Here is a 13,892-nt window from a genome sequence, read left to right as displayed (position 1 = left end):
AGACAGCGTCGAAGAGGGAGCACCGGATGCCCGAGGACAGGTCCTGCAACCGCCCACATCGGCCGGGCAATCGACCGGCTCGGCCCGCCTCACCCCGGCTGGTCAACACCGGCCCGACCGGGCCACCACACCCTCCGTACCGTGGCCCCGGTCGCGCACCGGACGTCGTACCCGAATCACGCTGGCGGTCCCGGTGCGGCCCGCCGGCCGCGCACACCGCCGACGGCCCGCTCTGGACGTGCGACGCCTGCGGTCGGGACTGGCCCTGCCCGACGCTGCGAGCAACCCCGACGGACGCCGCCCGCCGCGCGACCCTGATCCCCGAGTTCTCCCGGATCACCCGCCGGGCGATCCGCGACCTGCGTGGTCAGCCGGGCGGTCCCGATCCGGTCGCCATCGTCCGCCGTTTCCTGTGGTTCCTGCCGCTCACCGACGAGGAGGCCCGCGCTGTCGCGCTGCGGCTGCGCTGAGCGAGAGCCCCGCGGGGTTCCTGAGCTGGCCGTACCACTTGTTTGCCCGTTGCTCTGCTTCCACGGAAGCAACGGCAGAGGACTGTCGGTGTTGCGCCGAGTGAAGCAGAGCGACGGGCCCGAAACAGCAAGTCGGGGCACGGGAACGATCTGCGCTCCACCCGCTCGGTCTGTTGGCTTGAGAGCGAGCGTCCGCCGGCAGAGACGTGGAAGGGCCGCTCCCCGCAAGCGCGGGAAGCGGCCCTCCTCAGGCGTTCGGTACGTCAGTTGGCGATCATGCGGCGCAGCACGTACTGCAGGATGCCGCCGTGCCGGTAGTAGTCCGCCTCACCGGGGGTGTCGATCCGCACCACGGCGTCGAACTCCACGCCGGTGTCGGTGCTGACCTGCACAGTGCGGGGGACCTCACCGTCGTTCAGGGCGGTCACCCCGGTGATGGTGAACGTCTCCGTGCCGGTCAGGCCGAGCGACTCGGCGGTGACGTCGACCGGGAACTGAAGCGGCAGCACGCCCATCCCGATCAGGTTGGAACGGTGGATCCGCTCGTACGACTCGGCGATGACCGCCCGGACGCCCAGCAGCATGGTGCCCTTGGCCGCCCAGTCCCGCGACGAGCCCGAGCCGTACTCCTTGCCGGCCAGCACGACCAGCGGGATGCCGGCCTCCTGGTAGGCGGCGGAGGCGTCGAAGATCGTGGTCTGCTCGCCGGTGAGGTGGTTGACGGTGAAGCCGCCCTCCACCCCCGGGACCAACTGGTTGCGCAGCCGGATGTTGGCGAAGGTGCCCCGGATCATCACCTCGTGGTTACCCCGGCGGGAACCGTACGAGTTGAACTCGTGGCGCGGCACGCCATGCTCGGCCAGGTACGTGCCGGCCGGGGAATCCGCCTTGATCGCGCCGGCCGGCGAGATGTGGTCGGTGGTCACCGAGTCACCCAGCTTGGCCAGCACCCGGGCAGCGGAGATGTCGACGACCGGGCTCGGCTCCTGCTGCATGCCCTCGAAGTACGGGGGCTTACGCACGTAGGTGGAGTCGTTCTCCCAGGCGAAGGTGTCGCCGGTCGGGGTCGGCAGCGACTGCCACCGCTCGTCGCCGGCGAAGACATCGGCGTACGCGGCGCTGAACCCGGTGGCGCCGATCGCCTGGGCGATGACGTCCTGGATCTCGGCGCTGTTCGGCCAGATCTCGCGCAGGTAGACCGGGTTGCCCTCGGAGTCCTCACCGATCGGCTCGTTGGCCAGGTCGATGTCCATGGTGCCGGCCAGGGCGTAGGCGACCACCAGCGGCGGCGACGCCAGGTAGTTCATCTTGACGTCCGGGTTGATCCGGCCCTCGAAGTTCCGGTTGCCGGAGAGCACCGAAACCACCGACAGGTCGTGCTCGTTGACCGCGGCGGACACCTCCTCGGGCAGCGGGCCCGAGTTGCCGATGCAGGTGGTGCAGCCGTAGCCGACCAGGTTGAAGCCGAGCTTGTCCAGGTACGGCGTGAGGCCGGCCCGCTCGTAGTAGTCCATGACGACCTTCGACCCGGGCGCCAGTGTGGTCTTCACCCACGGCTTGCGGGTCAGGCCCTTCTCCACAGCGTTGCGGGCCAGCAGCGCGGCACCGATCATCACCTGCGGGTTGGACGTGTTGGTGCAGGAGGTGATCGCGGCGATCACCACGGCACCGTGGTCCAGCTCGTACTCGACGCCGTCCGCGCCGGTGACCCGGACCGGGTTGCTGGCCCGGCCACCCGCGCCGACAGCAGCGGTCTCCAGGTCACGCGGCTCGTCGGCCGGGTCGCTGAACTCGTTGGCCGGCGGGTCGCTGGCCGGGAACGACTCGGCGCTGGCCTCGTCGGCCGGGCCGTTCGCGCCACGCGGCAGCTCCTCGCGAGGAACACCCGGCTTGAGGTCGCGCTCGCCGACGGAGTCGTCGGCCACGTAGTCGGTCAACGCGGAGCGGAACAGCGTCTTCGCAGCACCCAGCGGCACCCGGTCCTGCGGGCGCTTCGGGCCGGCGAGCGACGGCTCGATGGAGCCGAGGTCCAGCTCCAGGCGCTCGGAGTAGTCCGGCTCGGCATCCGGGTCGTGCCAGAGGCCCTGCTCCTTGGCGTACGCCTCGACGAGCGCGACCTGCGCGGCGTCACGGCCGGTCAGCTCCAGGTAGCGAATCGTCTCCGCGTCGATCGGGAAGATCGCCACGGTGGAGCCGTACTCCGGTGACATGTTGCCGATGGTGGCCCGGTTGGCCAGCGGCACGGCGCTCACGCCGGGGCCGTAGAACTCGACGAACTTGCCGACCACACCGTGCTTGCGCAGCATCTCGGTGATGGTCAGCACCAGGTCGGTGGCGGTGGTGCCGGCCGGCATCTCACCGGAGAGCTTGAAGCCCACCACCCGGGGGATCAGCATGCTGACCGGCTGGCCGAGCATCGCGGCCTCGGCCTCGATGCCGCCGACGCCCCAGCCCAGCACGCCCAGGCCGTTGACCATTGTGGTGTGCGAGTCGGTGCCGACCACCGTGTCCGGGTACGCCTGGCCACCCCGCTCCATGATGGTGCGGGCCAGGTACTCGATGTTGACCTGGTGCACGATGCCGGTGCCCGGCGGGACGACCTTGAACTCGTTGAACGCGGTCTGACCCCAGCGCAGGAACTGGTAGCGCTCCTTGTTGCGCTCGTACTCCAGCTCGACGTTGCGGGCGAACGCGTCCTCGCGCCCGAACAGGTCGGCGATGACGGAGTGATCGATGACCAGCTCGGCCGGGGCGAGGGGGTTGACCTTGCTGGCGTCGCCGCCCAGGTCACGTACTGCCTCGCGCATCGTGGCCAGGTCGACCACGCAGGGCACGCCGGTGAAGTCCTGCATCAGGACCCGTGCCGGGGTGAACTGGATCTCCACGCTCGGGGCGGCGGTGGAGTCCCACCCGCCGAGCTGGCGGATGTGGTCGGCGGTGATGTTCGCGCCGTCCTCGGTCCGCAGCAGGTTCTCCAGCAGGATCTTCAGGCTGTACGGCAACCGGGCGTGGCCGTCCACCTTGTCGATCTTGAAAATCTCGTAGCTCGCGTCTCCGACGCGTAGCTGGGTCTTCGCACCGAAGGTGTCGAGGCTCGCCACGTCGTACTCCTTCACACCAGCGACCGTGAGTAGTCCTGAGCAGTCTGTCGCACCGGTCGGGGTGCCGCCGAGGTTAGGTGACACTTACCGCCGATTCCGCTTCCAACAAAACCGTACGTCCGTCTTGCTATCTGCGCAACCTGGCGTCACGGGTTGGGGGCCAACGACCGCGCCGCGTCGTCGCGGTCGGCGGGGTAGGGTCGGGGCCGATTCGGAAGGGGTGCCGAGTGATCGACGTTCAGCACTGGCTCTCGGCGCTGCCTCCGGGCGTGATCTACCTGATCGTCGCCGGCGTGATCGGCGTGGAGAGCATGGGCGTCCCGCTGCCCGGCGAGATCGTCCTGGTCAGCTCCGCCCTGCTCGCCGCCACCGGAGTGGTGGAACCGGAGTGGGTGGCCAGCGCCGCGGCGTTCGGCGCCATCGTCGGCGACTCCGTCGGGTACGCCGTCGGCCGACGCGGCGGCCGTCCACTGCTCGCCCGGCTGGGCAGGCGGTTCCCCAAGCACCTGGGCCCGGCGCAGCTTGCCCGCGCCGAACAGAGCTTCGCGCGGCACGGCGTCTGGGCGGTCTTCTTCGGCCGGTTCGTGGCACTGCTGCGGATCCTGGCCGGGCCGCTCGCCGGGGCGCTGCACGTGCCGTACCGCCGCTTCCTGGTGGCGAACGCGGCCGGCGGTTTGGTCTGGGCCTTCGGCACGACGTACCTGCTCTACTCCGTTGGCCGGGCGGCCGAACACTGGCTGAAGGACATCTCCTGGGTGGGCCTGGTCCTCGCGGTCCTCGCCGGGCTCGGCAGCACCTGGTGGCTGCGCCGACGCGCCCACCGCAACGAGTCGGCCGACGGTGCCTCCAGCGCGGCCGCGGCCGAGGTGGCTTCCCCGTCTGCCGTGGTGGCGTCCGGCGGTCAGTCTGCCGCGGTGGCCTCCGGCGGTCAGTCTGGTGCGGTGGCTTCGAGCGAGCAGTCGACCGACGTGGCCCCGGACGGTCAGTCCGCTGCGGTGACCCCCGGCGTTGGGCCGATCCGCGCTGGCGAGCACTGACCTGGACATGCCGAAAGGGCCGGACCCCACGGGGTCCGGCCCTTCGGCATGTGTGCGTGTGTGTGGGTGTCAGCTGGTGGCGTAGCCGCGGGTGGCGATCCAGTCGGCGAGGTGCTCGACGCTGATCTGGTAGGCGGCCTGGTTGGGGTCGGCGGAGTCGGCGATGGTGACGGTGTTGCCGTTGTCGCGGTACCCGACGACGCTGATGTAGTGCCCGCCCTCGTAGGAGTGGCTCACACCGTCGGTGTCGGTGCTGGTGCCGGCGATGTTGGCGACCACGGCCCGACCGTCGTCGACGGTGCGGACGATGTCGGCGCGCAGGGTGTCGGTCTGCGTGGTGTTGGCGTCGGGGGTGCTGATCTCCACCGACCGGTAGGCGTTGGTCTTGCCGGTTTCCTTGTTCAGCACGGGGGTGATGTCGTTGATGGAGTTGGTGCCGGCCTCGGTGGTGCCCATTTCCTTGGCCATGTCGTCGACGTTGATGTTCTTGCCCTGCACGGACAGGGCGTTTCGGGTGGCGGCGGGGCCGCAGTAGTAGAAGTTCGGCTGGGCTTCGTAGCGCACGCCGAGTTCCCGCTCACCGTGGCCCTTGCGGTCGGTCTGGGTCTGGGTGGCCGGCTTGGTGGTGGGGGCGGCGAAGGCGGTGGTGACGGGGCCGGCGATGGCGCCGCCGGTGAAGGCGAGGCCGGCGGCGGTCAGGGCGGTCTTGCGGATCAGATCGGTACGCATGATGGCGTGCTCCTCTGCATCGGGGGTGTGCCCGCACCACCTGGGGGGTGGGTGGTGGTGCGGGGGAAGTCCTTGCCCGGCGACCCGCAACGAGGGGGTCGGCGTCGGGACAGGGTGTAACCGTTCGCGGCGGCGGGTCATTCCACCTCCCCGCGGGGGTTGGCCGTTGGGGTGCTCGGCCGTGCGGGGGATGCAACCGCAGTGGGCTGCCCGGGTGTTCCCGGCGGCGGCCCGGCCGTTGGGATGCTCCGGCCTGCGGGGATGAAACCGAGGCGGCCTAGCGGGTGTTCCCCGGGGGCCGCTGCCCGCGCCCTGCGACTCGACGGTCGCGGTGGTCTGCCAGGTATAACGACCCCGCCCGGCCGCCGATTCCGCCACCGGGGTGGCCCCGACCACCCGACACCCCAGGCCAAACCCGACAACCCACCCAGCCCGTCGACCTGGCGAACCCGACACGACGCCCACAACCACGTGATCGACTCGGGTTCCTGAAAGTCGCGGTGTCCGAGTGCCGGCGATGCCCCGATTTCAGGAAACGCGAGTGGATCATGCCCTGCGGTGTCGGGCCCGCCACCGGAACCGAACAACCGGCGCCAACGGGATGTCGAGGCTGATCAGTCGCCGGGCGACCTGAGCCGGCCGCTTGCGAGTCGAGTACCTGGTCCGCGGCGCGCTGCCAGCAGGCAACATCTAGGCTCTGACCGAGAGGGGTGGATCATGGACGCTGCAATGTGCCGGGCTCTGGCTCCTTCCCCACCCGGGGTCGGCCGATGAGCGCAATAGCATTCTTGAACATCGCCATGAACGGGCACATCAACCCGACGTTGCCCGTTGTGGGTGAGCTCGTTCGTCGTGGTCACTCCGTCACCTATCACACGACGCCCGCCTACGCCGAGCAGATCGCGGCCACCGGGGCGCGGATGTTCCTCTACCCCGGGGACGACCTACCGCTCTCCGGCCCACCGACGCCCGTCACGGTGATGGAGCAGCTCGCCCATACCGCCGTACGCGTGCTGCCCGCCGTCCTCGCCGACCTGCGGGGTGCCCGACCCGATCTGATCGTGCACGACTCCCTCTGCCCGTGGGGGCCGGTGGCCGCTCGGGAGCTCGGCGTGCCGCCAGCATCGTCGTTCACTACGTTCGCCTTCAACCGGCACGTGCCCAGCCCGACCCGCGGCTCCTGGGAGCTGCTCCGCGCGGCGGCGGTCCTTCCCCGTCCCACGATGAGGTACCTGAGGTCGCGTTGGGAGCTGCGCCGCCGGTACGACACAGGCAGGCTGCCCCTGATCGACCTGGCCAACATCCGTCAGCCGCTCAACCTGGTCTACACCTCGCGGGCGTTCCACCCCGAAGCGGACAGTTTCGACCAGTCCTACCAGTTCGTCGGACCGAGCATCGGTGCCCGTCGAACGGACTCGTCGTTCCCGGTCGACCGATTGCGGGACCCGGTGACGTACGCCTCGATGGGCACGGTGTTCGACGCCCCGCGGCTGCTGCGGACCTTCGCCGACGCGCTGGCCCCGCTGGGTGGCACCGTGGTCATCTCCACCGGGCACACCGATCCCGCCGCGCTCGGCCCGCTACCGGACAACGTGCTCGCCCAGCGTTCCGTACCGCAGTTGGAGGTGCTGGCCCGCGCTGCGCTGTTCATCACCCACGGCGGGGTGAACAGCGTCAACGAAGCCCTGTACGCCGGCACCCCGACGCTGGTGGTCCCGCAGGGTGCCGACCAACTGTTGGTGGCTTCCCGCATCGTCGAGCTCGATGCTGGCCTGTCGATCAGCACCGAGGACGTCACGGTGGAGGTGGTGCGAGCCCTCGCCCAGCGTCTGCTCGACGAGCCCCGATTCCGGGCCGCCGCGAGCACCCTGCAGGCCGCCCAGCGTCAGGCGGGCGGTTACGCCCGTGCCGCGGACGTGCTTGAGCACTTCATGCAGCAGACCGGCTCGGTCACTCAGCGGGGCTACGCCGATCTGCCACCACAGGCCTGACCGATGTCTCCCGTCGTCGTCATCCTGCTGCTGGTCGCCGGGCTGTCCGAGGCCGCTGGGCGTCTCCTGCCGGTGGTGGCACGGCTGTCCGGCGTGTCGCACGTTCGGGTGGTCAGCTTGTTGCTGGCGGGCGCGATCGTCGACGGCGCGGTGTTCGCGCTCTGGCCGCTGTCGGCGTGGGCCATTGCCGATCTGGTGTTGCCCACCGCACCGTCCGACGCCCTGGTCTGGACACCAGGCCTGGCCGCTCCGCTGGTGCTAGCCGGGGTCCTCGCGTTCCCGCTGCTCGGGCCGCTGCTGCACCTGTTGCTCATGGTGGGAGTGGGGGCCGGCCTCACCGGTGCACTCGCCACGGTGGCCGGAGTTGGCTGGTGGGAGGCCGCCGGTTGCGTAGCGGTCGCGGGCGTCGGGCTCGGCGTCTCCGTCGAGGCCGTCCGTCGCCTTGTCGTGAGGCTCAACAGCAGACGAGCACCGGAGCCAGTCGCGTGATCGGACTGGCGCTCCTGCTGCTGCTCGGCGGGCTCGGACTGGTGCTGATCGCCGAGGCCCTGCTTGCTCGCTACGAGGTGCTGGTCTACGCCGCCGGATGGCGCACACCCACCATCTCCCGCCCGGAGGGCATGTCCTACGCCCGCGGGGCGGATCCGGACCGCCCTCCGGACGCCTACCTGGTCTATCTGGACGGCATCGGGAAGCGCCGTTTTCACGACACCCGCGATGGTGGCCGACTGGTCAAGGCCCTGATCAACCGAGCGCCGGAGCTCCGGGTGCTCGGCCAGGTGCAGCCCTACTCCCCGCTCGCCGTGCCGCTCGCTGACCGGCCGGTCTGGACCTGGGTGCGCCGCCGGATCGGGCTGCTGCTCTTCCTGCACAACGTGATGCAGATCTTCGTCGCCGCCGACCGCCGCTACCGTCCCCTGTACAACCGTGCCGTCGGTGCGCAGATCGCCACCGAACTCCAGGTCGCCGGTTACCGACCGAACAGCGGCATACCCGTGGTGTTGCTCAGCTACAGCGGTGGCGCCCAGGTCGCCAGCGGTGCGGTGAGTGAACTGTGGTCCCAACTGCGCACCCCGCTCTGGCTGATCACTCTCGGCGGCTTCCACAACGGCGCCAATGACATCACCCACGCCCAGCACCTCGACCAGCTGACCAGTGCCGGCGACTGGATCGAGCGGGTCGGCACCTGGATCTTTCCGCAGCGGTGGCGGCTGTTCCGTCGGAGCGGATGGAACCGGGCCGAGCGCGAAGGCAAGATCACCGTGCATCGGCTCGACCCCGCCACGCACATCGGTCCGCGCAGCTACATCGCCCCGGAGGCCCGCCTGCCCGATGGGCGCAGCCACCTCGACCGGACCACCGACACCGTGCTCGCCCTGATCCGGGATCGTCTCAACCTGGCGGCGGAGACCGACGGCCCGCTGCCCTGAACGCTCAGACGTCGGCGTTCAAACCGGCCTGCTGATTCGCCTCCGTCTGGGAAAGCCCGGAGATCTGGAGCAGTTGACTGACGACAACCCGCAGTTGCGAGACGACAACAGCCCCCGAGGACCCGACACCCTCGGCGCAAGCCTCGTTGATGTCACTGATCACCTGTACCGCTCGCTCCCGCGTGCGGTCCGGCTCCCGCCCGGTCAGGAAGTCACGATGCAGGAGCCTGAACGCTTGGCCGAAATGCTCGATCGCCGTGGAGATGCCGGCCGGCAGCGTCTCCCGGGCGTGTAGTGCCGACACCGCCCACTGCACCATCTCGCGGCTGCTGGTGTAGGCGAGTTCAAGGTGTTCGGCCGCCCGCGCGTACCGACGCATGATGCCCAGCCGCCTCCTCCGCCACGGTGAGAGAATCGCGACTTCGCATGCTGCGGCGACCACGTCGGCCGTGTTTCGCCGTGACGCCTCCGCCGCTCGCAGCCGCTGTAGGGCATCCTCGGCCTGCCGCACGTCGCGGTGAGCCAACGCGTTGGAGATGGCTGTCATCTCCCGGGCGATGGCATCGACTGTCGGACCAGCGGCGCGGTGCACGATCCGCACCGGATTGAGCGGCAGAATCAGCAAGGCCACCACGATGGCCACCAGAACACCGACCAGCGCATTCGCCGTCCGTGGGACGGCAAGGTCCGGCCGTTCCGGAGACACTGTGCCGAGCAGGACGGCGGTGCTTCCCGCCTGCACCATGACGGCTCCCGTGCCACGAAAGACGGCTGCCGCCGAAATGGCCAGTGCCACGACCACACCGGTCTGTATTGGTCCCGCCCCGATGAACCGTATGATCCCGTTTCCGACCAGCACCCCCAGGAACACCCCGGCGAGAAGTTCGAGAGTTCGACGGGCGCGGTTACCGATGGCCGCCGCGATGGTGCCGACCGCGGCGGCGGGCGCGAACAGCGGCTGCGGGTTGTGCAGCACGTCGCTGGCGACAAACCAGGCCAACCCGGCGGCCACCCCTGCCTGCACCGCGAGGATGAGGTAGGTGCGAAGCCGTTCATAGGCCTCGCGGCCCTCGCGCAGCGCACTCTCCGCCGGTCGGGCACCCCGACGTCTGCTGCGCACCTCTCACCCCCCACCATCGATCGGCTCTCTGACGATCGTCGTACGACGGCGAACGTCGGGTGCGAGAGATCCCCAATCTGATGCGGCACCGACGGAAGCCCGCGCATCCGTCGCGGAGGGGTATTCGACCGGCGGAGGGGGTCAGGTCGCGTCGAGCAGCTCCAGGACGGCGTCGCGGGCGGCCAGGACGGCCGCCTCGGATTGCGGGCCGTGGTTGAGGATGTCGAAGGAGTGCTGGCCGTCCGGCACCTCGATCACCTGCATCGGCCAGCCCTGGGCGGTCGCTGCGGGGAGGAACGCGTCGATGCCGGCCAGGACCGGCGGGATGTCCTGGCCGGCGCGGGTCAGCACCAGAGGCACACCCGTGCCGGAGCTGAGGGCTTCGACCGGCAGGAACCGATCGTCGACCTCCCAGCCGGGGAACGGGACGAGCAGCGGGTACGTCAGTGCGATCCCGCGTAGCCACGGCGGTGGGTCGCGCAGCCAGTCGGCAGCGAAGAGGCCGCCGCCGGAGAAGAACCACAGCACCACCCGCTCGGGGTCGACCCGCGGATCGGCGCGGACCTGCTCGATCATCGCGGCGATGTCGTCGGCTGCGACCGGCAGCGCCGACAGGTCGGACACCTGGTAGCTGACCAGCGCGGTGAGCACCCCGCTCGCGGCGAGCAGCGCACCGTAGCCGCGGTACAGCAACCAGTCGCGGGGGTCGGCCGCGTCGGGTGGCAGCGGAGCGCCGTGCACCACCACGACGGCGGGCGCGGGACCGGTGTGGGTGGGCAGGTGCAGGTCGACGTTGCCGTGTCGTTCGACCGGCGCGGCCGGGATGGACAGGACGAAGGACCGTTGTGCGACGGGCGTCGTCATGGCCTGATCGTACCGATCATCGACCTGCCCGGCTGCCCCGCCACAATCCACAGAGGACTGTGGTCAGCTCGGGTCGCCGGGTTTCGCGGCATCGCTGGCCTGGGCATGCCGCTCCAGCAGCCGCTGCCGGATCTCCTCTGGGGTGTACGCGCGCCGACGCCGTTCGGCCCGCGCGATGACCACACCGGAGGCCGCGACGCCGGCGAGCCCGGCCAGCCCGAGAACCTTCCACCACCGCATTCGTTGCCGCATCGGCCTAGGCTAGACCCTCATGAGCATCAGCCTGGATGAGGCCGTCGAGTTGACCCGCACCGGTGACGTGTGGGTGTTCCGAGGTCGCAGCGTGCCGGACCGGGCGATCCAGTTCACCACCAACAGCCCGGTGAACCACGTCGGGATGGCGGTGGTGCTGGACGACATGCCACCGCTGATGTGGCACGCGGAGTTGGGCAGGTCGTTGCCGGACCTGTGGTCGGGCAGCCACCAACGCGGTGTCCAGCTGCACGACCTGCGGGACGCGGTCTGCGTCTGGGCGAACCGGTACGGCCAACGGGCCTGGCTGCGGCAGCTCGACCCGCCGGCCGACGCGGAGATGGAGCGGGCTGTGCTGCGGACGATCGCGCGGTTGGACGGCACGCCGTTCCCGTCGACCGCCCAGTTGGCGTGGCGCTGGGTGCGGGGTCGGGTGCCGGCGCTGCCGCGCCCGGACCGGCTTCCCGCGCTGCCGCACCTCGGCCGGCTGTCGGCCCTGTCACGCCTCGGCCAGCCGACACCCCGCGCCAACCCGGCCGATCGCGCCAACCCGGCCGATCGTGCCAACCCGGCCGACCGCGCCCGATCGGCGGGGGAGCGGGACCGGGCGTTGGAGACGGCGTACTGCGCCGAGGTGGTGGCGGTGACCTATGAGGCAATGGGGTTGCTGCCGGCGGGTCGGCGTCCGAACTGGTATGACCCGGGGCGGTTCTGGAGCGGGGACGACCTGGGTCTGGCCGCCGACGCCCGGTTGGGTTCCGAGATCGAGGTGCAGGTACCGCCGCGCTGAGGTTTGACCTGGGCGGTGACCGGCAATTGCTGTGACCGTGAACGCCTCCACGGATCTTGCCACGTTGGCCGACTTCTTCGACCGGTACGGCGTGGCGTTGACCTCAGGTGACCTGCCGGCCATCGCCGGCTGCTACGCCCTGCCGGGGCTGGTGGTGGCCGACACCTACAGCTTCTCGTTCACGTCCGCCGCGGCGGTGGCGCTGTCCTTCGTGGGCGCCGCACCCGACTACCAGGACCGGGAGTTGATAGCGGCCCACGCCCGGATAGAGGACGTGCAGCCGGTGTCCGCGCTGTTGACGATGGTGGCGGTGGAGTGGGAGTTCCTGGACAGTCGGGGGCAGGCGGTGCCGGGGGAACGGTACCGCTACCTGTTGCGTATCTCGGATGACGGACCACTGATCTGCACTGTCGTCCGGACGGGCTGACCGACGGGGGCCGGTCGGCTCGATCCGTACCCGCCTGGTTTCCGGTCCGCGCGGCGCTGGCTACGCTGTCGCGTCGGTGGGGGACGAGGGGAGACCTGATGGCGGTGCGGCCGGACGGTGCGGCAGATTCGCGTGCGGCGCGGGTGTTGGTGTCGGTGCCGTGGATCGTGGTGCTGCTCGGTGTGTGCGCGCTGGTGGTGCTCCTGGTGATCGCGCTGTTGTCGTTTCGGACCAGGGAGCGGGACGCGCCGCAGCAGGCAGCGCCTCCGGCGTTCCTGCCGACCGTGCCGGCCGCCGCGTCGGCCACCGGTGGGCCGACTCCGGCCGCTGTGGAGCGGCGCTCGGTGTCGCCGCGACCGTCACGCAGTAGTCGGACGCCGTCACCGCGGGCCTCCGTCACCGGCTCGCCGACTCCGGGGCGGACGAGCGTCCTGTTGGCGCCGTCGGCGGACCAGACGGTCAGCGCCCGGTACGAGGTCGGTTCGAACGGCTGGGACGGGGACGCGGCGGTGCTGGCGATCGCCAACGAGTCGGATCGGTCGGCGGACTGGCAGGTGGAGTTGGTGTTCGACGATGACACCTGGACGCTGCGAGTGGGTGATGACTCGGGCGTCTCGGTGCGGGGCAGCGGGCACGGGGAGTTCGTGTTGCGCGGCACCCGTTCGCTGGACGCGGGTGACTCTCGGAGGCTGCGGCTGCGCGTCGGTTGGGGTGACTCGGGGCAGCGACCGGTCAAGTGCACGATCAACGGGGTCGACTGCCGGATCGGCTGAGCCAGCGCCGCCGCCGCACCGCCGCACCGCCGCACCGTCGCACCGTCGCACCGCCGAGGCTTTCCGGGCCGGGCCGTCGATCGCTACGCTGCGCGGACGGTCCGCTGAAGGAGGTACATGTCCGGCATGCGCCGTGTTCCGCGCCCGCCACACGGTCCGGTGGCGATCGCCACGTCACCCTGGATCGTGGTCGGCGCCGGAGTCGTCGTGATGGTGGTCCTGCTCATCGTGGCCCTGGGCGCGTACCGGGGACGTAGCCCCGCGCCGGACGGCGCGCAACCGCCGGCACTGCCGGTGCCGTCTGCGGTGGTGGTGGCTCCGAGCGTGCCCACCTCGGTGCCGTCTCCGGCGCCGGTGCTGCCGGGGATATCCGGCCGTGCGAGCGGGCTGCCGCCGAGCGCCGCAGCCGGGTCCGGTTCACCGACGGCCGATCCGACGGCCGGTCCGATCGTGAAGCCGTCGGCGACGCGGTCGCCGAGCCGGGCCGCGCCGGGGCAGCCGGCGATGACCGGGCGGTACCGGGTGGTGCAGAGCTTCGACGGGGGTTTCATCGGCGAGGTGGCGATGGTCAACACGTCCACCCGGAGCCGTGGTTGGACGGTGCGGTTGGAGTTCTCCGGTGGGCGGCTGGTGACCGCCTGGGTGGAGGGCGTACCACAGGGGACGATCCGCCGGTCCGACGACGGCTTCACCTACGTCAGCGGCGTCGACGTGTCGCCCGGCGGTTCGGTGTCGTTGCGGTTCCACATCGAGCGGGCGTCGCAGACGCCCCGCGAGTGCACGGTGGACGGCATCCGCTGTAACGGCCTCTGAGCAGCGCTTCCGCAAGGATGCTGCTTTGTTGCGACCATGTTTGCAAGGTATTGCAGAATGTTTCGGCAAGGGTTAGCGTGCGGCCAATCAGCGAC

14 protein-coding genes are annotated in these 13,892 nt (G+C 70.4%); 9 read left to right on the top strand and 5 right to left on the bottom strand.

Annotated elements, in window-relative coordinates:
- Positions 1-26 precede the first annotated feature (26 nt).
- Complete coding sequence (locus AB0B94_RS14365; protein WP_357277431.1) at positions 27-470, top strand: hypothetical protein; 444 nt, start codon at positions 27-29, stop codon at positions 468-470.
- 263 nt (positions 471-733) lie between these two features.
- On the opposite strand, the gene AB0B94_RS14360 is transcribed toward AB0B94_RS14365, so the two are convergent.
- A complete protein-coding gene (locus AB0B94_RS14360; RefSeq protein WP_357277426.1) occupies positions 734-3,586 on the bottom strand; it encodes an aconitate hydratase in 2,853 nt (950 codons plus the stop codon).
- 212 nt (positions 3,587-3,798) lie between these two features.
- On the opposite strand from AB0B94_RS14360, the gene AB0B94_RS14355 reads away from it, so the two are divergent.
- On the top strand, positions 3,799-4,608 hold the full coding sequence (locus tag AB0B94_RS14355; RefSeq protein WP_357277421.1) for a DedA family protein: 810 nt from the start codon (positions 3,799-3,801) through the stop codon (positions 4,606-4,608).
- A 69-nt stretch (positions 4,609-4,677) separates the two neighbouring features.
- Here AB0B94_RS14355 and AB0B94_RS14350 read toward each other — a convergent pair whose 3' ends face one another.
- Positions 4,678-5,337, bottom strand: coding sequence for a C39 family peptidase (locus tag AB0B94_RS14350; RefSeq protein WP_357277416.1), 660 nt, complete (start codon positions 5,335-5,337; stop codon positions 4,678-4,680).
- Positions 5,338-6,107: 770 nt separating this feature from the next.
- Between AB0B94_RS14350 and AB0B94_RS14345 the strand changes: the two genes are divergently transcribed.
- Genes AB0B94_RS14345 through AB0B94_RS14335 form a run of 3 tightly spaced genes read left to right on the top strand, consistent with a single transcriptional unit; the run spans position 6,108 to position 8,758 of the window.
- Entirely contained in the window at positions 6,108-7,328 is a 1,221-nt protein-coding gene (locus tag AB0B94_RS14345; protein ID WP_357277413.1) for a macrolide family glycosyltransferase, read from the top strand.
- Between the two features lie 3 nt (positions 7,329-7,331).
- Positions 7,332-7,817 (top strand): hypothetical protein, encoded by a 486-nt coding sequence (locus AB0B94_RS14340; protein ID WP_357277408.1) that lies wholly within the window; start codon positions 7,332-7,334, stop codon positions 7,815-7,817.
- The gene (locus AB0B94_RS14335) at positions 7,814-8,758 is read left to right on the top strand and encodes a hypothetical protein (RefSeq protein ID WP_357277404.1); all 945 of its coding nucleotides are present in this window, start codon (positions 7,814-7,816) and stop codon (positions 8,756-8,758) included. Before AB0B94_RS14340 ends, AB0B94_RS14335 begins: the two co-directional genes overlap by 4 nt.
- 4 nt (positions 8,759-8,762) lie before the next feature.
- Here AB0B94_RS14335 and AB0B94_RS14330 read toward each other — a convergent pair whose 3' ends face one another.
- From AB0B94_RS14330 to AB0B94_RS14320, 3 genes are all read right to left on the bottom strand, one after another.
- Entirely contained in the window at positions 8,763-9,782 is a 1,020-nt protein-coding gene (locus AB0B94_RS14330; RefSeq protein WP_357277400.1) for an FUSC family protein, read from the bottom strand.
- A gap of 237 nt (positions 9,783-10,019) precedes the next feature.
- The gene (locus AB0B94_RS14325; RefSeq protein WP_357277395.1) at positions 10,020-10,742 is read right to left on the bottom strand and encodes a hypothetical protein; all 723 of its coding nucleotides are present in this window, start codon (positions 10,740-10,742) and stop codon (positions 10,020-10,022) included.
- Positions 10,743-10,805: 63 nt separating this feature from the next.
- Positions 10,806-10,994, bottom strand: coding sequence for a hypothetical protein (locus AB0B94_RS14320; RefSeq protein ID WP_357278536.1), 189 nt, complete (start codon positions 10,992-10,994; stop codon positions 10,806-10,808).
- 19 nt (positions 10,995-11,013) lie between these two features.
- Here AB0B94_RS14320 and AB0B94_RS14315 point away from each other — a divergent pair, with 19 nt between their 5' ends.
- From AB0B94_RS14315 to AB0B94_RS14300, 4 genes are all read left to right on the top strand, one after another.
- Positions 11,014-11,784 (top strand): hypothetical protein, encoded by a 771-nt coding sequence (locus AB0B94_RS14315; protein ID WP_357277390.1) that lies wholly within the window; start codon positions 11,014-11,016, stop codon positions 11,782-11,784.
- 37 nt (positions 11,785-11,821) lie between these two features.
- Positions 11,822-12,211: a hypothetical protein gene (locus tag AB0B94_RS14310; RefSeq protein ID WP_357277385.1), complete on the top strand. Its 390-nt coding sequence runs from the start codon at positions 11,822-11,824 to the stop codon at positions 12,209-12,211.
- Positions 12,212-12,309: 98 nt separating this feature from the next.
- Complete coding sequence (locus AB0B94_RS14305; protein ID WP_357277382.1) at positions 12,310-12,984, top strand: hypothetical protein; 675 nt, start codon at positions 12,310-12,312, stop codon at positions 12,982-12,984.
- 117 nt (positions 12,985-13,101) lie between these two features.
- On the top strand, positions 13,102-13,797 hold the full coding sequence (locus AB0B94_RS14300; RefSeq protein ID WP_357277379.1) for a cellulose binding domain-containing protein: 696 nt from the start codon (positions 13,102-13,104) through the stop codon (positions 13,795-13,797).
- The last annotated feature ends 95 nt before the right edge of the window (positions 13,798-13,892 follow it).

The sequence above is a fragment of the Micromonospora sp. NPDC048986 genome (assembly GCF_040649335.1).
Taxonomy (GTDB): Bacteria; Actinomycetota; Actinomycetes; order Mycobacteriales; family Micromonosporaceae; genus Micromonospora; species Micromonospora alfalfae.
The sequence above is the reverse complement of the archived record's forward strand: the minus strand, read 5'-3'. Positions and strand labels throughout refer to the sequence as shown.

What these genes read in the sequence shown, in the direction of transcription:
- AB0B94_RS14315 (WP_357277390.1), top strand. Translation starts at nt 11,014, where the DNA reads ATGAGCATCAGCCTGGATGAGGCCGTCGAGTTGACCCGCACCGGTGAC.
- AB0B94_RS14305 (WP_357277382.1), top strand. Translation starts at nt 12,310, where the DNA reads ATGGCGGTGCGGCCGGACGGTGCGGCAGATTCGCGTGCGGCGCGGGTG.
- AB0B94_RS14345 (WP_357277413.1), top strand. Translation starts at nt 6,108, where the DNA reads ATGAGCGCAATAGCATTCTTGAACATCGCCATGAACGGGCACATCAAC.
- AB0B94_RS14300 (WP_357277379.1), top strand. Translation starts at nt 13,102, where the DNA reads ATGTCCGGCATGCGCCGTGTTCCGCGCCCGCCACACGGTCCGGTGGCG.
- AB0B94_RS14325 (WP_357277395.1), bottom strand. Translation starts at nt 10,742, where the DNA reads ATGACGACGCCCGTCGCACAACGGTCCTTCGTCCTGTCCATCCCGGCC.
- AB0B94_RS14365 (WP_357277431.1), top strand. Translation starts at nt 27, where the DNA reads ATGCCCGAGGACAGGTCCTGCAACCGCCCACATCGGCCGGGCAATCGA.
- AB0B94_RS14350 (WP_357277416.1), bottom strand. Translation starts at nt 5,337, where the DNA reads ATGCGTACCGATCTGATCCGCAAGACCGCCCTGACCGCCGCCGGCCTC.
- AB0B94_RS14340 (WP_357277408.1), top strand. Translation starts at nt 7,332, where the DNA reads ATGTCTCCCGTCGTCGTCATCCTGCTGCTGGTCGCCGGGCTGTCCGAG.
- AB0B94_RS14320 (WP_357278536.1), bottom strand. Translation starts at nt 10,994, where the DNA reads ATGCGGCAACGAATGCGGTGGTGGAAGGTTCTCGGGCTGGCCGGGCTC.